The 15,631-nt window shown below is 61.3% G+C and carries 12 protein-coding genes; 3 read left to right on the top strand and 9 right to left on the bottom strand.

Translation table 11 applies throughout. The features are described 5' to 3' along the window. The first annotated feature begins 1 nt into the window (after position 1). Positions 2 to 2,725 carry a TonB-dependent receptor domain-containing protein gene (locus HQR01_RS14580; RefSeq protein ID WP_173216451.1) on the top strand — a complete coding sequence of 908 codons (2,724 nt, stop codon included), beginning with the start codon at positions 2 to 4 and terminating at the stop codon, positions 2,723 to 2,725. A gap of 128 nt (positions 2,726 to 2,853) precedes the next feature. Here HQR01_RS14580 and HQR01_RS14575 read toward each other — a convergent pair whose 3' ends face one another. The 3 genes from HQR01_RS14575 to HQR01_RS14565 all read right to left on the bottom strand — a co-directional run bounded on the left by HQR01_RS14575 (position 2,854) and on the right by HQR01_RS14565 (position 5,532). Next, entirely contained in the window at positions 2,854 to 3,741 is an 888-nt protein-coding gene (locus HQR01_RS14575; RefSeq protein ID WP_173215808.1) for a translation factor GTPase family protein, read from the bottom strand. Positions 3,742 to 3,916: 175 nt separating this feature from the next. After that, the gene (locus tag HQR01_RS14570; protein ID WP_173215806.1) at positions 3,917 to 4,843 is read right to left on the bottom strand and encodes a sulfotransferase domain-containing protein; all 927 of its coding nucleotides are present in this window, start codon (positions 4,841 to 4,843) and stop codon (positions 3,917 to 3,919) included. A gap of 29 nt (positions 4,844 to 4,872) precedes the next feature. Continuing rightward, the gene (locus HQR01_RS14565; protein WP_188115104.1) at positions 4,873 to 5,532 is read right to left on the bottom strand and encodes a hypothetical protein; all 660 of its coding nucleotides are present in this window, start codon (positions 5,530 to 5,532) and stop codon (positions 4,873 to 4,875) included. A 116-nt stretch (positions 5,533 to 5,648) separates the two neighbouring features. Here HQR01_RS14565 and HQR01_RS14560 point away from each other — a divergent pair, with 116 nt between their 5' ends. Beyond that, positions 5,649 to 6,557: a LysR family transcriptional regulator gene (locus tag HQR01_RS14560; RefSeq protein WP_173215804.1), complete on the top strand. Its 909-nt coding sequence runs from the start codon at positions 5,649 to 5,651 to the stop codon at positions 6,555 to 6,557. A 126-nt stretch (positions 6,558 to 6,683) separates the two neighbouring features. On the opposite strand, the gene HQR01_RS14555 is transcribed toward HQR01_RS14560, so the two are convergent. The 6 genes from HQR01_RS14555 to HQR01_RS14530 form a co-directional block, all read right to left on the bottom strand. Further along, positions 6,684 to 7,466, bottom strand: a complete 783-nt coding sequence (locus tag HQR01_RS14555) for a DUF3658 domain-containing protein (RefSeq protein ID WP_173215802.1) — start codon at positions 7,464 to 7,466, stop codon at positions 6,684 to 6,686. A 159-nt stretch (positions 7,467 to 7,625) separates the two neighbouring features. Then, entirely contained in the window at positions 7,626 to 8,300 is a 675-nt protein-coding gene (locus tag HQR01_RS14550; RefSeq protein ID WP_234030188.1) for a response regulator transcription factor, read from the bottom strand. A gap of 105 nt (positions 8,301 to 8,405) precedes the next feature. Beyond that, complete coding sequence (locus HQR01_RS14545) at positions 8,406 to 9,428, bottom strand: aldo/keto reductase (protein ID WP_173215800.1); 1,023 nt, start codon at positions 9,426 to 9,428, stop codon at positions 8,406 to 8,408. A 12-nt stretch (positions 9,429 to 9,440) separates the two neighbouring features. Then, on the bottom strand, positions 9,441 to 10,178 hold the full coding sequence (locus HQR01_RS14540; RefSeq protein ID WP_173215798.1) for an SDR family NAD(P)-dependent oxidoreductase: 738 nt from the start codon (positions 10,176 to 10,178) through the stop codon (positions 9,441 to 9,443). Between the two features lie 13 nt (positions 10,179 to 10,191). Continuing rightward, entirely contained in the window at positions 10,192 to 11,334 is a 1,143-nt protein-coding gene (locus HQR01_RS14535; protein WP_173215796.1) for an acyl-CoA dehydrogenase family protein, read from the bottom strand. 14 nt (positions 11,335 to 11,348) lie between these two features. After that, a complete protein-coding gene (locus HQR01_RS14530; protein WP_173215794.1) occupies positions 11,349 to 12,326 on the bottom strand; it encodes an NAD(P)H-dependent flavin oxidoreductase in 978 nt (325 codons plus the stop codon). A gap of 305 nt (positions 12,327 to 12,631) precedes the next feature. Between HQR01_RS14530 and HQR01_RS14525 the strand changes: the two genes are divergently transcribed. Continuing rightward, positions 12,632 to 15,592: a TonB-dependent receptor gene (locus tag HQR01_RS14525; RefSeq protein ID WP_173215792.1), complete on the top strand. Its 2,961-nt coding sequence runs from the start codon at positions 12,632 to 12,634 to the stop codon at positions 15,590 to 15,592. Positions 15,593 to 15,631: the final 39 nt, after the last annotated feature.

The raw sequence follows: 15,631 nt of genomic DNA, 5'->3' as shown, positions 1-15,631 counted from the left end.
CATGTCGACCGGCAAGCAGCTGACTGCGCTGCTCCTGCTCTCCACCGCGCTCAACATGCCGAGCATTGCCTTTGCTCAGGCTAGCGCACCCACCGCGGACGACCAGACGGTCGAGGACCTGCAGGACGCCCCTGTCGATGTCATCGATGACGCGCAGGAAGACCAGGAGTTCGAACAGCCGGAGGTCTCGATCCCCGGCGGTTCGATCGTGGTTACCGGGCGTCGTCGCCAGGACGTGACGCGCGCTTCGACGCAGGTCGTCTCGGTACTCGACGCAGCCAGTATCGCCCGCACCGGCGAAGGCGACATTGCCGGCGCGCTCAACCGCGTCACCGGCCTGTCGACCGTCGGCAATGGCCTGGTCTATGTGCGCGGCCTTGGCGATCGCTATTCGCTCGCATTGCTCAACGGCCTGCCGCTGCCCTCGCCCGAACCGCTAAGCCGTGTTGTGCCGCTGGACATTTTCCCGACCAGCATCGTGGCATCCAGCCTGGTGCAGAAAACCTATTCGGCCAATTTCCCGGGTGAATTCGGCGGCGGTGTGATCAACCTCACCACCCGCGCCATCCCGACCGAAAGCTTTGTGAAAATCAGCGGCAGCCTGAGCGGCGATACCGAAACGACCGGCGGCGACGGCTATACCTATTACGGGTCCAGCTACGACTGGTTCGGCTTCGACAGCGGCCGTCGCGACCTGACCCCCGCGCTGCAGCAGTATTTCGCCAGCGGCCTGCCGATCGAAGATCCGGCGGTCGACCAGCAAGCGATCCTGCTGAACATCGCCGACCCCAACCTGGTGGTGCTGCAGAAGACCGACCACCTGCCGGTCAATTTCTCTGCCGGAATCACTGCCGGCACCGCCTTTGACGTGTTCGGCGACGGCCAGCTGGGCATCATCGCCACTGCATCGCTGAGCAACAAGTGGCGCAACCGCTACATCACCAAGCAGACCGCGGTGAACGACGATCTCGACCTCGATACCGACGGGCGCGAGTTTTCGACCGACAACCGGATATTGGTGAACGCGATGCTGGGCCTCGGCCTCGAGGTCGGCGAACATCGCTTCCGCCTGACGAACCTGTTCATTCGCGATACGCTCAAGCGCGGCGCCTTGCGGCAAAGCGAGGACTTCCAGAATGGCGACACCGATCTGACCCAGGATACCGCCTGGTACGAACGCCAGCTGTTCGATACCCAGTTCACCGGCGAGTTGCGGTTCAACGACCTGTCGGTCGATGTACGGGCTGGCTATGCCCAGACGCAGCGTGAGGCTCCGTATGAATGGACCTTCCGCTACACCCGCTCGAACAATGCCAACGACCCGTTCGGCGATATCTTCCTCAACACGCTCAATCCGCAGCGTGGTGGCGTGATCGTCGCTTTCTCCGACCTGACCGAAGACCTGTACTATGGCGGTCTCGATGTCAGCTACCAGCTAGCCGATTGGCTTGGAGTGACGGTCGGCGGTGCCTATACCGACACCAGCCGCTTCTCCTCGCGCCGCGAACTCGATATCCGCGCGACCGGCGATTATCCGGATGTCTTTGGTGCCTTCCGCCCCGACCTCCTGCTCCAGCCATCGCTGATCAAGTTCGGGTTCGATCCGGCGGCACAGCAGGCTGCAGGCCTTGGCCCCTTCGGTTACACGATCTTCGATACGACAGGGTCGGACCCGGCCTTCGACGCCGGGCTCGAAATCAAGGCCGGCTATGTCCAGGCCCGCGTCAAGCCGGTGGACACGATCTCGCTCGACCTTGGCGTTCGGTATGAGGACGCCACGCAAGAGGTTATCCCGCTGGGCCTCGACGGACAGCCCAATGGATCGACCACCGGGTCGCTGCTCACAAACGACTACTTCCTGCCCGCGGCCACGCTGACCTGGGAAGCGAGCGACAGCCTGCAGCTGCGGCTCAACGCCTCGAAGACGATTGCCCGCCCGCAGTTCCGCGAGCTGGTGTTCCAGACCTATTACGATCCCGAAAGCAACCGCCGGTTCAACGGCAACCCGCAATTGGTCGACAGCAAGCTGACCAACTATGAAGCGCGAGCCGAGTATTACTGGGGCTCGGGCAGCCGCGCGAGCGTTGCCGGTTTCTACAAGGACATCGAGCGCCCGATCGAGGTCTTCTCGAGCTTCTCGGACAACGACCAGGTCAGCGGTTTTGCCAACGCGCCGTCCGCTGAGCTTTACGGCGCCGAATTCGAGTTCCAGTGGAACAAGGACCTCTACGAACTCGGCGGCTGGTTCGAGAGCAAGCGCTTCGTCGCCATCGCGAACTACACCTACACCAAATCGGAACTGAAGGTTTCGGACAGCGATACGACGCAAGTGTTCCCATCGGTCCCCCAGCCCGCGACCAACTTCTTCCGCGACGGTGTACCACTGACCGGCCAGTCGGACCATCTCGTCAACCTGCAGCTGGGCATCGAGGATCTCGACAAGGTGAGCCAGGCAACCCTGCTGCTGACCTATGCCAGCGAACGGGTGACCAGTCGCGGCACGGGTACCCTGCCCGATATCGTCGAGAACCCGGGGCTGCGGCTCGACTTCGTGGTGCGCCAGGGCTTCACCCTGGCCGGGGCCGAGATGGAACTGAAGCTCGAAGCGCGGAACCTCACGGGCCGCGACTACGAGGAATATCAGAACAACGGCACCAACCGCATCGAGATCAACAGCTACGATGTCGGCACTAGCTTCAGCATCGGGCTGTCAGCCGAATTCTAAGTTGCCAACCAGCTTCTTCCGGGAAGGGCCGTCCGCAAGGGCGGCCCTTCTTGCATTGGGTCGGCCCAATGATCATGAGGGCAGGATCGGGGCTTCAACATTCGGCCTGACGCGCCAAGTTCTTGGTTTCACGCTCTCAGTGCATTCGCGATAGGAGAAGGTTCGTCAGGAGCGATCCAGCCGAGTGGCGCATCGTCATAATGGCTGTACCGCATCGTGTATTGCGCTTGGTCTTGGGTACGCGCTCGCAAATCATTGCTGTAGCCGGACAACCGCGCAAGTGGCACGCGCGCCTGGACCGCGCGGGTGCTGCCATGGCCTTCGGTGGCCAGGATTCGGCCACGACGGTCGATAAGGTCAGCAACGACACCCTCCAGACAGTCTTCGGGGGTTACGACTTGCAGGTCCATGATTGGTTCGAGCAGCTTGACGCCAGCCTTTCGCGCTGCTTCGCGCAAGGCACCGCGCCCCGCCATTTCAAAAGAGGCCGCACTCGAGTCCTCTTCGTCGAATGCGCCTCCTTTCAACCGAACATCGAAGTCGCGGATCGGATAGCCTACCAGATATCCGCACTCTGCCTGTTCGCGCACGCCCTTCTCTATCGCAGCTATGAAGCGACGCGGAATGACACTTTCATCGGTTTCATCGATGAAGTTGATACCCCCACCACGCATGCCCCGACTGACCGCTATCTTGATGCGGCCAAACTGACGAGACCCGTCCGACCGGGCATCGTGGGCATAGTCCACGTTCACTTTCTTGATGAAGGTTTCCCGGTAGGCGATCTCAAGTCCGTCCACATCGAAGTCCGCGCCTGACTCCTGTTTCAAGCGAGTGATGAACTCATGGAGTTGGTATTCGCTCGTGCCCCAGATGACCATTTCGCCAGTCGCGCGGTCGGTCGAAACTCGGAATGATCCATCATGTCGGGCCATATTGACGAGCGCGGCGCCTATCTTCCGCCGTTCAGTTTGGTCCTTGGGCCTCGGGGCAAGCTTAAGCAGAAAGTGCGACATATTGGGCTGTCTCGGAGAATGTGGGCTGGCGACTCCTTCTCTTGAAATCCTTTTTCGTCAACAGCTTGTCATTTGATGACCTATCTCCGGACTCAACTCACGTCCCAAGCGCACGGTGAAGAACGCGTGGTCAGCAGCGCTTCCTTGACGCCCCTGGCGAATGGTTCGCAAGATATCAGGCAGCCAGTTGCCTCGCCGCTCCAATGAACCCGCCATCCGTAAGCCATCGGGCGCAATCTTTGCCCAACTCGGCGAGCGCGCGTTCTTCGTATGCCGCCACGTCCTCCGCCGTGAGCACCTGCTGCCAGCGGCCGTTGCTGCCACGGTTGATGAACGTCTCGCCGCCGCCTTCGAAGATCGAACCGCCAAGCGGCGCGCATTTATCCGCGTTGCGCTTCATCCAGTCGAAGCTCGAATGCTCAGCGGCACGCGCCAGGAGGTCATCATCGAGTTCGACGTCCAGGAATTCCGCGATGCGCCTCACCGTACCGGGCAGGTCTCGCCTCATCTCGGAAAAGTGCAGCATCAGGACATTGGGAAGCTCACGCACCGTCCACCAGGTGCGCACATTCTCCCAGAACGACCAGAACGGATGACCATCCTCTTCGAGCCAGCGGCGAAAGAAGGCGAGTTCATCCCGTTCGGGCCGGGCAAGCGGCGGTCCGACCAATCCGGGAGTTTCGTTGAGCAGAGCGTAGACCTCGGGTCGGAAGTTGTTGGCATGATTGTGCATGCTCCAGGCGACGTCCCGACCATCGCGGCCAATGTAGATATGCTTGATCTCCGGCCGGAAGACGAAGGCGTCCAATGGCAGATGGGTCTTGATGAAGCGGCGGTGGACCTGTTCCTCGAGCATGGCGAACTTCTCTTCTTCGCTGGGCACCCGCAGATCTAGCCATGGCGAGATTTCGGAAACACGGACCTCCGGGTCACCGGCAAACAGCAGCTGGCCGACGATCTGCTGGGTCCAAGTCGTTCCCGACTTGGCGTAAGTGCTGATGATCACATCGTCGGGTCGGAATCGAAACCGGTTCCAGACCGTGGAATCCATGTGATGATTGAAGAATTCGCGGCTCTTCTGCGGATAAGGCATCGAGGTCATGGTGTCTCTCTCGGCGTGGTTGCTGGATGTCAGTGGTGCCCGGGATGAGCGGCATGGCCCACGCGCGGGTCTTCCCCCTCTGCCATGCCAGATGCGTGAGCAGCGCAGCTCACGACAGGGTTGAACTGGGCAAAGATCCCGCGCGGATTTGCACGGTAAAGCCAGACGTGAAGATCATGATGGGGCGCAAAGGCGTGAGCCTCGTCCAGGCTCGTCGCGGGGTCATCGCGCATGGCGTTATAGGGTTGGCCGGCGAAGGTCGGGAATGGCCCCTTGCCCGCAGCTTCCCACGCGGCATCGAACACCAGGTTCTCGACGGCGACCAATTCGAGCGTGCCATCAGCCTGAGGTTCGTAGATCAGTATGCTCGGTTCACGAAAATCGGTGTGTGTTCCCGTACCCGCGACGCGATCATTGCCTTCGATGAGACCTAGCAGGTCTGGCCTGAAAAAATGGATGCCCATGGCGCCATATTCGGCCGGGCGCCCCATCATCTCGGCCGTGTCACACATGTTGGAAGGGTCGCGAACATAGCCCTCGGCCAGGGCGACGTTGACGTCCTGGAAGCGATTTGTAAGCGCGCGAACTTCTTCGAGAGTGGGTTCGGTATTTTCGATCGGGCCGGCCTGCAGTGCTGGGCCGATGATCGCAGAGCCAAGCAGGAGGCACACAGCCAGTTTCATTCTCACGTCTTTGCATCCTTCGGAGTATCGGGGAGATCTAGGCGCGGTCCAATAGGCGGAGGGTGCCTTCCCAAACACCGAATTGCTTGCATCCAGCTATTCAGAATTGCATAGCTCGGAGCATGAGGCTGAGTTGGGATGACGTAGCGGTTCTTCTCGCAGTCTTGCGGACTGGGACGACCGGTCGTGCCGCCGAATTCCTCGGATGCAGCCAGCCAACAGTGGTGCGAAAAGTCGCGGCGCTCGAGGCGGCGATCGGGCTGACCCTGTTCGATCGAACCGTGCAGGGCCTTCGCCCGACCGAAGCGGCCCTGGCGCTCGCCCCCTATGCGGAAAGTCTTGAAACGGCGGCTTGCGAGTTCGAAACCGAAGCAGCGTCATTACGCGGGGAAACGAGCCAACTGATCCGCCTAACGCTGCTGGATCACTATGAACTGCTGCTCGTTCCGATCCTCAAGGAATACCGAAAGATCTGGCCGAATGTGCAAGTCGAGCTGCTGGCCAGCGACCGGGTCTTCGACTTGGCCAGGGGTGAGGCAGACATCGCCATCCGAGGCCGTGCCACGTCCGACCACGATGCCGTCGTATGCCGTCGCCTGCCCGACTGCTCCTTTTCCGTCTATGCCCCGGCTGACATGGACATGCAGGATCGTCCCAGGACATGGGACGACGTCGCCCGGCACAGGATTGGGATCCCCGAGCGCCCTCTCGCGCAGCTGCCGGTGTATGAGAACCTCGCCAAGCTGGCCCAAGAGGGCAAGGGTTCAGTCCGCTGCAGCAATTACAATGCGCTGCGATCGGCAATCATCTCAGGCAATGCGCTGGCCGCGCTACCGGTGACGATCGGCCGTACCGACCCATCCCTGGTCGAGTGCCTGCCGCCTCCGCCGGAGTTCGATGTTGCCATCTACCTCCTCGGTCGAAGGGCCGCCTTGCGACGCCCCTATGTGCGCATGCTGTTCGACAGTATCGACGAGTACTTCAGGACCAACCCTACGGTCCTGACCGGTCGGAACGCCACACGAAACTAACTCAAGGGTGGCCGATGGCCCTCCCAAGGACTGGAGTCCGACCGGTAAATCGCCAGCTAAAAATGCCGCCCCAGCAAGCATTGGAACCTGATAGAGGGCGACAGCCGGACACCATTGGAAACCACATCAAGCTAGTCTGAGCATGATTGGATCGTTGAAATCGTGATTGAGCTCTATCCTGACCTCCCGGCTCGTCACGATCTTTCCCGACAGGGCCAGTTCGCGCAGGCGCCACATTACAAGGTACATCCCGACTGAGTGCTGCTCTCCCCGCAGCTCCTCAAATACCTCGACAATAGCGTCATTGATCGAGCGCCAAGCGTCCTGGCATCGACCAAGAATGGTCTGATCGAAATAGTCTTCCGCGACACTCGTAGCCACGCCGTTTTTGACAATGCGAAGGTTGGTAGAGTCTTCGCAGAGTTTCCGCCAACGCTGCCGAGGAAAGCGGCCTTCATCCCACGTTTCGCGCTCGGCATTTTCAACCAGGTACATCATGCGCTCGGGCCCCAGTTCGCCGATGCCTTTCGGGGGTGGCTCTCCCCGCGCGTCCGGGAAACTGTCGACCAATACAAACGTGGCCCGCTCACCGCCAAAGCGATCAAGGTACCAGTGCAGTCCGCACAATTCCTCGGCGTTATGAGGAACAACCCAGACCAGGTGCTCATCACTGACATCAAGCCTGCGCTGGAAGCCTGTGGCTGCATCTTCGATCCAATCCCAACCCTTGAGGTCGTCAAAAGGTAGATGCGAGCTCTTCCACGCTTGCCGACATGAGAAATCCGTCGGCGAAATCGGACCCCAGTCAAGTTCACCAATATAAGGTTCGACGATCCGGGGCTTTCCTAGATTTCGAAGCGCCCACTTCAGCGACCCGGCGCCGGAATCAGAGAATGTTACATGAATCACCCAGATGATACTCGCACAATCAACCCATAAGAGATTGATTCAAGGTAGGTTACCAAACTCATAAAGAGCTAGAAGCCGGCGCTCTGGCGAAGCCTGCAATCCAGGACCAAGCTCCGAGGAACGACAAACTCTCAAGAGGCTAATAAGAGCACCCGCCGCCTAATGTGAATCGTAGGCGTACCCCAGCGACCGCACCGTGCGTACGCGGTCGCCGGCGCCCTTGGCGCGGAGTGCGCGGCGCAACCGGCCGATCCACACGTCCACGGTGCGTTCGTCGATCGGTGGTTCCTGCTTGCCCAGCGCCTCGATCAATTCGGCTCGGGTCAGCACGCGGTCGGGGTTCTGTGCGAAGAAACGCAGCAAGCGGAATTCATTGGGCCGCAGCGTCAGCGGCTCGCCCGCCCAGCGGGCCTGCAGCGCGGCGGCATCGATCAGCAACTGGCCGACCTGCAACTGTTCGGTCACCCGCGCGTGGCCGCCGCCTGCCTGGAGCGCCATCACCCGGTCGAGCACCGCCGTGCGATCGATCGGTCCGACCATGTAGTCATCGGCGCCGGCACGCAGCGCACGGCGCTTGTCGTCGGGATCGTCTTCTTCAAGCACGATAGTGATATGCGCATCGGCGGTTCGCGTATCGGCGCGCAGGCGGCGGCACATCTCCAGGCCGGACAGGTCCTCCATCACCCAATCGACGAAGGCACAGACCGGCCCTTCCACCAGGCGCCGGGGGCCCTCGGGGTAGAGGCGCCCGAAGGCATAGCGCATGTCGCCATGCACGAAGTCGGAAATCTCTTCGCCCAGCCGGTCGGTCAGGAAAATATTGATAGCCTGCACGCGTCGTTCGTCCCACCCAGATGAGCGAGCGATGGCGCAGCGATGTGACTCGTTTGTGACCTAAATCGGCAGATTGTAACACTTCGCGCGGAAAGCGCGCTTTTGTCAGCTCGCGGGCACGCTTAGCGTCCAGTTGCGCTGCAACGGCGTGGCAATACCGGCAGGACTCTTGGGGACATAAGGCTCCTCAAGCCGCGCGACTTCGCTATCGGTGAGTGCCAGATCCATGGCCGCGACTGCGGCAGCGATGTGGCCGGGCTTGGTCGCACCGATGATGGGCGCGGTGATGCCCTTGGCGAAATGCCAGGCGAGCCCAACGGTCGCGCGCGACACGCCGCGTTCCGTGGCAATGGCCCCTACTGCATCGACAATCGCGCGGTCCGCCTCTTCCTGCTGGCGGTACAGCAGCTTGGCGATCCCGTCGGTCTCGCTGCGGACAGTGGTCTCATCCCAGCCGCGCGCGAGCCTTCCGCGCGCCAGCGGGCTCCACGGAATGACGCCGACCCCCTGATCGGCGCAAAGCGGCAGCATTTCGCGCTCTTCTTCGCGATAGAGCAGGTTGACGTGGTTCTGCATCGAGATGAAGCGCGTCCAGCCGTTCGTCCGTGCCACTTCCTGTGCCTTGGCAAATTGCCATGCCCACATCGAGGACGCGCCGATGTAGCGCGCCTTGCCCGCTTTCACGATGTCGTGCAGCGCCTCCATCGTTTCCTCGATCGGCGTCTCATCGTCCCACCGATGGATCTGGTAGAGATCGACGTAGTTCATGTTGAGGCGGGTGAGGCTGGCATCGATCGCCTGCATCAGGCTCTTGCGCGACAGGCCACCGGTGTTGGGCGCCTGACGCCAGGGGAAATAGACCTTGGTCGCGACAACGATCTCGTCGCGCTTGGCGAATTCGGGCAGCAGCCGTCCGATGACTTCCTCCGAACTGCCTTGCGAATACATGTTGGCCGTGTCGAAGAAGTTGATCCCCGATTCGAGCGCCTCGCGGATGAAGGGGCGGCTGTCATCCTCACCCAGAACCCAGTCGCCATGCCAACCGCGCGTGGTATCGCCGTAGCTCATGCAGCCGAGGCACAGGCGCGAGACCTTGAGGCCCGATCGGCCGAGATTGACATAGTCCATGGTATTCTTCCCTCAGGATAGCGTCATGCCGCCATCCACCCGGATGGTCTGGCCAACGACATAATCGGCTAGTGGCGAGGCGAGGAACAGTGCCGCCCCGGCCATGTCTGCAGGCGTACCCATTCGCCCTGCCGGGATGCGCGCGATGGCGCCTGCGGCACGCTGTTCGTTCTCTGTGGTCACCCTCGTCAGCTTGGTTGGCACGAGGCCTGGCGCAATCCCGTTGACGCGAATGCCCTCGCCCGCCCAGGCCTGCGCCAGTGATCCGACCAGGCTCACTGCACCTGCCTTGCTCGCCGCATAGGCCGGATTGCCGATCATCGCGTGATAGGCCCCCACCGAACTGACGATGATCAGCGATCCGCCGCGCTCGGCCAGCTTGCGCCGCACGGCGCGCGCGCAATCCATCAGCGAATTGAGGTTGACCTCCATCACCGTGTCCCAACCCGCTCGCTCGAACTCTTCGCGGCGATAGCGAACGGTGCCCTGACAAAGCACCACGACATCGAGCCGGTCGGGCAGTTCGAGCGCTTCGAACCCGCCGGGCTGCGAAACGTCTACGCGATGGAAGACGAGGTCGACGAGATCGCTGCCTTCGTCTGCACTGTAGTCATCGGCACAACCGCGGGTTCCGGTGACATGTACTGTCGCCCCGTGCTCGCGGAACCCGTGCGCAATCCCGTTGCCGATGCCGCTCGTCCCGCCGACCACGAGCACGGTCTTCCCGGTGAAATCGAGCGGATCTGCCATGCGGAACTCCTTCTCAGATCGAACGGCTGATCACTTCCTTCATGATCTCGTTGGTACCGCCGAAGATCCGGGTCACGCGCGCGTCGCGCCACAGACGAGCGATCGCATATTCGTTCATGTAACCCGCACCACCATGCAGTTGCAGCGCCTTGTCGCAGGCTTCCCATTGCAGGTCGGTGTGCCACAGCTTGGCCGCGCTCGCCTCGTCGGTGGTGAGCTCGCCGCGCAGGTGCTTGCTGATCGCCCAGTCGAGATGTGCCCAGCCTACCTGGATCTTGGCCTTGAGGTCAGCAAGGACGAACTTGGTGTTCTGGAATTCGAACACCGTCTTGCCGAAGGCCTTGCGGTCCTTGGTGAACTTGACCGCCTCGTCGAAGGCGCGTTGCGCCGCGGCCTGTGCGCCCACGGCGATCCCCAGGCGTTCCTGCGGCAGTTCCTCCATCAAGTGGATAAAGCCACGACCTTCGCCGCCAAGGATATTGGTCATCGGCACGCGGCAGTCGTTGAAGAACAGCTCTGACGTATCTGCCGAATGCTGGCCGATCTTGTCGAGGTTGCGCCCGCGCTCGAAGCCCGGGGTGTCGGCGTCCACCAGCACCAGCGTGGTGCCCTTGGCCCCCTGCGTCGGGTCGGTCTTCGCGACGACGATGATCACATCGGCGTTCTGGCCGTTGGTGATGTAAGTCTTGGATCCATTCACCACGAGGTGGTTGCCATCCTTCACCGCGGTGGTGCGGATACCCTGGAGGTCGCTACCCGCGCCCGGCTCGGTCATGGCGATGGCCGAGATCACATCGCCCGAAACCATGCCCGGGAGGTACTTCGCGCGCTGCTCGTCAGTGCCGAGGCGTTCGATGTAATTGGCGGTAATGTCGTTCTGCAGCGTGAAGCCGGCCGAGCTGCCGAGGTAGGACAGTTCTTCGCACAGCACGCAATTGAAGCCGAAGTCGAGGCCTAGGCCGCCGTTCTCTTCTTTGACGGTCGGACACAGCATGCCCGCCTCACCTAGCGCCTTCCAGGCCGAGCGGGGGACGATGCCGTCCGCCTCGTGCTGGTCGAGATAGGGGGTCATGTGTTCGGCGAAGACCTTGCGGACGGTGTCGCGGAAGGCCTCGTGGTCTTCGTTATAGGCAAAGCGCTGGCTGGTATCGAGCATGGTGGTGTCAGTCCTCAGGCGTTGACGAAACCGGCGAGCCGACCGCGGATGATCTGGTCCGCTTCGCTCATGATCCGATCGATAAGTTCCTTGCAGGTCGGGATGTCGTTAATCAGGCCGGCAACCATGCCGCAGGACCAGGCGCCGGCGTCCATGTCGCCCTGCGTCATGATGCGCGGATAGACGCCCGCTACTTCATCGATGATGTCCTCGAACTTGAGGTTGGGGCCGAGCTTGCGCTCTTTCTCGAGCAGACGCTCCACTGCGTCATTGGTCATGACGCGCTCGGTGTTGCGCAGCGGGCGCATGACAAGGCGGGTGTCGAGCTCGCTCGCAGCCACGATCGCGCGCTTCACGTTTTCGTGCACCGGGGCTTCCTGGGTCGCAATGAAGCGCGTGCCCATGTTGATACCGTCAGCACCCATGGCGAGGCTGGCCACGAGGCTGCGCGCATCGGCCTGGCCACCACTGGCGACGAAGGGGATTTCCAACTCGTCGGCTGCGCGTGGCAGCAGGATCATGTTGGGGACGTCATCCTCACCCGGATGGCCTCCGCATTCGAAGCCGTCGACGCTTACGGCGTCGCAGCCGATCGCCTGGGCCTTGAGGCTGTGGCGCACGCTGGTGCACTTGTGGATCACCTTGACCCCCGCATCCTTGAAAAACGGCAGGACTTGCACCGGGTTGTTGCCGGCAGTCTCGACCACCTTGACCCCACCCTCTATGATAACGCGGACGAGCCCTGGATAGTCGGGCGCATTCACCGTTGGCAGGAAGGTCAAGTTCACGCCGAAAGGCTTGTCGGTCATGTCCTTGCAGCGGGCAATTTCGTTCGCGAGCTTTTCCGGTGTGCCGAGAGTCAGCGCCGTGATTATGCCAAGCCCGCCCGCATTGGATACCGCCGAAGCCATCTCCGCAAAGCCGACATAATGCATGCCACCCTGGATGATCGGGTGCTCGATGCCGAACATTTCGGTGATGCGGGTCTTCATGACGATCTCTCTCCCAAGTTGCTTTTTGAGACCGGTATCGGCGCAAAGGCCGTGAGTCTAGCGCTTCGGGAGGCATCGCCTGACAGTTCTGCGCACTTGCCTAGCGGGGCCGGTTGTGGTCCGAGGGGAAAGCGCAGGTGCCCTCGCACCCGCGCAAGAAATGCAACACTTTTGCCACACGAATGCAATTTTGTGATCAAAGATGGCTTGCCCGCGTTGACGAAGTGAACGTTCTCAAATAGGTGAACGTTCACATTCAGACGTCCATGCAACTCAAATGCATGGTTTTGGGAGGAGAATCGGTAATGACCTGGAAGCGCAAGCCCTCGTTCGTGAACTTCATGGCGACGGCATCCGTGGTTGCACTTGGTGCAGCAGCTGCACCAGCCATGGCTCAGGACACGGCAGACGAAAGCCCCGAAGAGAACGTAATCGTCGTTTCGGGCATCCGCGCATCGCTGCAGGATGCGATGAACATCAAGCGCGATGCGGTCGGCGTGGTCGATGCCATCTCGGCCGAAGATATCGGCAAGTTCCCCGACACCAACCTCGCCGAATCGCTCCAGCGCATTACCGGCGTGTCGATCGACCGCTCCAGCGGTGAAGGCTCGACCGTTACCGTACGCGGCTTCGGCCCGGACTTTAACCTCGTCGTAGTCAACGGGCGCCAGATGCCGACGTCGACACTGGGCGACGGCTTCTCCGCTCCATCGTCACGTAGCTTCGATTTTGCCAACCTAGCCTCGGAGGGCGTCGCTGGCGTCGAAGTCTACAAGTCGGGCCGCGCTTCGCTGCCGACCGGCGGTATCGGCTCGGTCATCAACATCAAGACCCCTCGCCCGCTCGATCGTCCTGGCTTTCAGGGCAGCATCGGGGTGAAGGGTGTCTATGACACGTCGCGTTTCGAGGGCACCGACGTTACACCCGAAATCTCGGGCATCGTCAGCCAGACCTTTGCCGACGACCGGATCGGAATTCTCCTCGCCGGCTCCTATCAGGATCGCAAAGGCAGCCAGGCACAGTTCGTCACCGGCAACTGGCGCCCGGGCTACGCTGGCGCGGAAAACAACTGGGGCACGCTTGCGCAGCAGGGTGACCCGCGCTTCGCCAATATCGAGAACCGCCCGGGGCCGACTGACGTCTACCAGGTCCCGCAGAGCGCGGCCTACGATTTCTATAATTTCCGGCGCAAGCGCTTTAACGCTCAGGCGGTGCTCGAATTCGCACCGACCGATACTCTCAAGCTGCGAGCCGACTACATTTTCTCGCAGAACACCTTCAACAGCCGCCAAGACAGCATCGGTGTGTGGTTCAACCACAATGATACATCGAGCAGCTGGACCGACGGCCCCGCAGCTGGCGCCAACTTCTACTCGGAGAACTTCACCGCCGCCGAAGGCAAAGATCTTGCGATAACCGGCGCAGTGGGCTCCAACCGCAGCATCAACCACTCGATCGGTGGCAACATTACCTGGGAAGGTCTGGGCGGCCTCAAGCTCGAGCTCGACGGACACCATTCGACCGCCGAATCCAAGCCGACCTCGCCCTATGGCAGCGGTATCGCAGTGGGCACGGCCATCTATGGTGTTCGCTCGCAAGGCGTCGATTACACCAGCCCTCTTCCGGTAATCTCGGTCGACCTGTATCCGGGTAGCGAAATCGCCGCATCGAACATCCGCCCTGCGGGCAATGCCTTCCGCAACGCCTATTTCCGCGATGAGATCAACGAAGTAAGCTTCCGCGGCAGCTACGATTTCGATGCATCTTTCATCGAAAGCCTCGATTTCGGCGTCACCTATGTCGAGAACAAGGTTCGCAGCGCCTTTGGCGTGATCCAGAACGACACCTGGGGCGGCACGCTGAGCGCAGCCGACACCCCGGACGATCTGTTCAATCCGCGCGACCTCCCGGGCGACATTTCGGGCCTCGGTGGCGGCAACGATCCGTCCATCATCCCGACCTACTTCCAGATCGATACAGGTCGCCTGATTCAGCTGCTCGACAGCCAATTGGGTATCTGTGATCGCGCACCGGGCGATACCTGTCTTGCACCGTTCGACACGGATCGCAGCATTCGCGAAGAGACGATCGCTCCCTACATCCAGTCGTTCCACAAGTTCACACTTGGCGACGCAGAGGGCAGCCTGCGATTGGGCCTGCGTTACGAAGAAACGACGGTCGACTCTTCGGCGCTCACGCCGACGCCAACCGGCACCGTCTGGGCGGCTCAGAACGAAATCAGCTTGATCAGCACCCCGGGCGGTACTTCGACCCTGTCGGGCAAGTACGACAACTGGCTGCCGGCGATCGATTTCAGCCTTGAACCGTTCGATGATGTGGTGCTGCGTGCATCCTACAGCCACACCATCACGCGTCCGACCTATAACAATCTGCAGGGCGGTATTACTCTTGCCACGCCACTGCGCGTTGGAGCTGGCGGTAGCCAGGCAAGTGCGGGCAATCCGGACCTACTACCCTACAAGTCGAAGAACATCGATCTCTCGGCAGAGTGGTATTACGACAATGCCAGCTACGTGTCGGTCGGCTTCTTCCACAAGGACGTGAAGAACTTCATCGGCGGCGGTACCACGCAGACCCCGCTGTTTGATCTTCCCGATCCGTCACAGGGTGCGGCGGCGCAAGCTGCACGTGCGGCTCTTGGTGCCAACGCCACCTTCGATCAGATCGTGGATTGGGTCAGGGTCAATCGCCCGGCCGACTATGACCCCAATGTCGGCTCGAATGGCGGTGTTATCGGTCGCACGGGCGATCCGGATGTCGTCTTCACCTTCAGCCAGCCGTTCAACAGCGACCAAAGTGCAAGCCTGTGGGGTTGGGAGTTCGCTCTCCAGCACAACTTCTGGGATACCGGCTTCGGCGTGATCCTGAACTACACGGTGATCAACAGCGACACCTCGTTCGACAACACCCTGCCGTGGACAGTGACCCAGTTTGCCGTGCCTGGGGCGAGCGACAGTGCCAACGCAGTGGCCTTCTATGACAAGAACGGCTTCCAGGCCCGTGTCGCCTACAACTGGCGCGACAAGTTCCTCGCCGGCTACGATCAGGATCCCTACTACATCGAATCCTATGGTCAGGTAGACGCCAGCGCGAGCTACGAGTTCAAGGACGGGCTCACCGTTTTCGTCGAAGGCATCAACATCTTCAACGAAGACCGCACGGGTACCCGCCGCAACGATCAGGCGATCTACTTCGCGGCACCGGGCTACGCCCGCTATGCTGCTGGGGTGCGCTTCACCTGGTAACCGGTTGGGACGGCCCGGTGCCTCCCTTCGGTTGAACGA

Origin of the sequence: Erythrobacter mangrovi (genome assembly GCF_013260645.1) — a bacterium.
GTDB classification, from domain to species: Bacteria; Pseudomonadota; Alphaproteobacteria; order Sphingomonadales; family Sphingomonadaceae; genus Qipengyuania; species Qipengyuania mangrovi.
This window is presented reverse-complemented; position numbering and strand designations above follow the sequence as displayed.